This window comes from Nocardia sp. NPDC004711 (genome assembly GCF_053601595.1).
This window is the reverse complement of the sequence record NZ_JBSGCB010000161.1, coordinates 1-2,433: the sequence shown is the minus strand read 5'-3', so window position 1 is coordinate 2,433 and position 2,433 is coordinate 1. Positions and strand designations below refer to the sequence as shown.

Annotated in this window: 1 protein-coding gene and 2 pseudogenes; all 3 read left to right on the top strand. The window is 64.9% G+C overall.

Annotation, left to right across the window (positions count from 1 at the left end):
• Window positions 1-648: 648 nt before the first annotated feature.
• Entirely contained in the window at window positions 649-1,179 is a 531-nt protein-coding gene (locus ACWEKS_RS49075) for a CGNR zinc finger domain-containing protein (RefSeq protein WP_452346565.1), read from the top strand.
• Between the two features lie 728 nt (window positions 1,180-1,907).
• A pseudogene (locus ACWEKS_RS49070) lies at window positions 1,908-2,065 on the top strand (peptide-methionine (S)-S-oxide reductase MsrA); the annotation flags it as partial.
• Between the two features lie 61 nt (window positions 2,066-2,126).
• Window positions 2,127-2,336: pseudogene (locus ACWEKS_RS49065) on the top strand (IS110 family transposase); the annotation flags it as partial.
• Between the last annotated feature and the right edge of the window lie 97 nt (window positions 2,337-2,433).

The following is a 2,433-nucleotide window of genomic DNA, read 5'->3' as shown; positions in this document are numbered from 1 at the left end:
AGGGAGGATGCGCCTCCAACTGATGTTCAGGGCGGTTGCTTCGCTAGGTCAGAGAGGTATTCCTCCAGGCCCGCGGTGTATGTGGTTATGTCTGCAGTGTCTTCGCCAGCCGAGTCACCGCAGGTCCGGCATCGAGGACCGGTCGAAGCAGACCGAGCCGTACGCACTGCTCGGCAAGTGGTATCAGGGCGATCCCTGCCGGCACGGCTCGTCCGGCGGATAGGGCTTCCACGTGTGACAGAGCGGCGTTCAAGAATGCCCGTGGGCGCGCGGAATTGTGAGCGATTCGACCAGGGGGCGTATACGGACACTCAGCGCTTTTGGTAGAGCGCGAACGGGTCGATGTGCTGCCAACTACCACCGGGCTGGAAACAGCCGACGACTTCCAGGATCCGCCGGTAGAAATAGTGGCTTTCCATAGGAACGGCGCTTCGCTCCACCGCGTCCCCATAGCTCGTCGCCCCATTTGAGCCATTGTTGCCAATCGGCTGTGCTGCCAGACACGGGTTCGATCACTCTGCGGATACCCTCGTCGACCAAGTGCTGTAGCGAGGCTTGGACGGGGCGTGGTAGGGATGGGCGGCGAGGATTTGATCGATCAGTTTGGGGTGGCGCTGGTGGAACTTAGCGGTCCAATAATATGTCAACATGATCTTTGCTCATGACACCGAGGCGGCGCTGGTGGCTGCGGTTGAGCTGGTGAATTCGGCGGAGGACCCGGATAAACTGACCGAAATCGACCAGCTCGCGGAGTTTTTCGTCAAACACGCCTACACCGGCGCGCACTCCGATGACACCGCGAAACTGACGGCGGTACGCGCCATGCGAGCGCCCCTACGCCGGATGCTGACCAGCGATCGCGATACGACGGTGCGGCTGATCAACGATACTCTGGCGAAGTATCGAGCCCTGCCGCAGCTGGTCCGGCACGGCGATGTCGACTACCACATCCACGCGGTGCCCTCGCAGGCCGCGCTGCCGGTCCGCATCGCCGTCGAAACCGCGATGGCCATGATCGATCTGATCCGCTGCGACGAGCTCAGTCGCCTGTCGTGCTGCGCCGATGACGACTGCGACGGCATCGTGCTGGACCTGTCTCGCAACCGATCCCGTCGCTACTGCAGCACCGCGTGCGGCAACCGCAATGCCGTCGCCGCCTATCGCGCCAGGAAGAAATAACGCTCATTCACCCCGGGTGAGGTTTTCCAGCCCGGTACGCAACGCCGCGACCTCGGCGGCCAGTTCATCGCACATGTTCGTGTACCCGCAGGCTGGTGCGCAGACTCTCGACCGCTTCGTTCGCCTCACCGCGCACATGGCGCGTTCGATCACCCACGTTGGTGGCCGATGGGCTCGATTCCCTTGCCGGCGATGCGACTGCCATGCCGCAGCGGCGCACCCACAGCCGCAGTTCGGGCTGGTCGTAGGCCTTGTCGGCGTGCAGCTTGCCGGCCGACGTCGCCGCAGCCCACGTCGGGACCGCACCGCCGGGACGGCTTTCACCAGGAATTTGAGCGACTGCGAATCGTGGACGTTGACGGCCGAAACCGCTACAGCCAGAGGAATACCGGCCCGCTCGGACAATATGCGCGGCTTCGAGCCAGGCTTTCCGCGGTCAGTCGGGTTCAGGCCGGTCAGATCACCCCCTTTTCGCCCGCACCGTCGCCGCGTCAAGGACCGCCCTCGACCAGTCGATCTACCGGCCGATGCAGCCGCCGCCACACCCCGACATTCGTCCACGCTGTGAACCGGAGGTTCCCGGTGGTCTCGAGGATCAATGATCGGCCTGGTCCAGCGTGGGCTTTGGCTTCCCACCGCAGTCGCCCCACCAGAAGGTCCCAGCAGCGGATGCGGCCGTCCGCGAGGCTCGCGGCTAATCGGTCGCCGGTGCGGGTCAGCGTCACCGCCCACGCAAGGTGGTCACCGAGGCAACCCCGGCGAGTGCGTTCTGGCGCAACCGGAGCCCGAGCACCAGGATTGCCTGGAGCGCTACCCGGACGGCTACACCTGTCACTTCCCGCGGGCGGGTTGGAAGCTGCCGAACCGCGAGAGCGGCGCTCCGTAGCTCCGTATCGCCCTCGGCGGATGCCCCGCCGGGGGCGTTCACCCATCGATTGCCCGCGGCCCGAGATTCGGCCCGCTCGTACGGCAAGTCCGATCCCATAGACGCGCTGGCCATCGCTCGCGCGGCACTGCGTGAACCCGACCTTTCCGTAGCTCGACTCGACGGGGTCGAACGTGAGTTGCAGCTGCTGGTCGACCATCGTGAAGACCTGGTGGCCGAACGCACCCGCATCATCACTCGGCTACGGTGGCATCTGCACGAACTCGATCCGGTCTAGATGATTGATTCCAAGGGGTGTGGTGCGCGGTGTAGCCGCGCGCCACACTCGCAGCGATGACCGGACCGGTGGACGCCTGCCGCTGTAAGGT

Excerpts from the sequence above, each read along its gene's own strand:
- ACWEKS_RS49075 (WP_452346565.1), top strand. The coding sequence starts at position 649 with ATGATCTTTGCTCATGACACCGAGGCGGCGCTGGTGGCTGCGGTTGAG.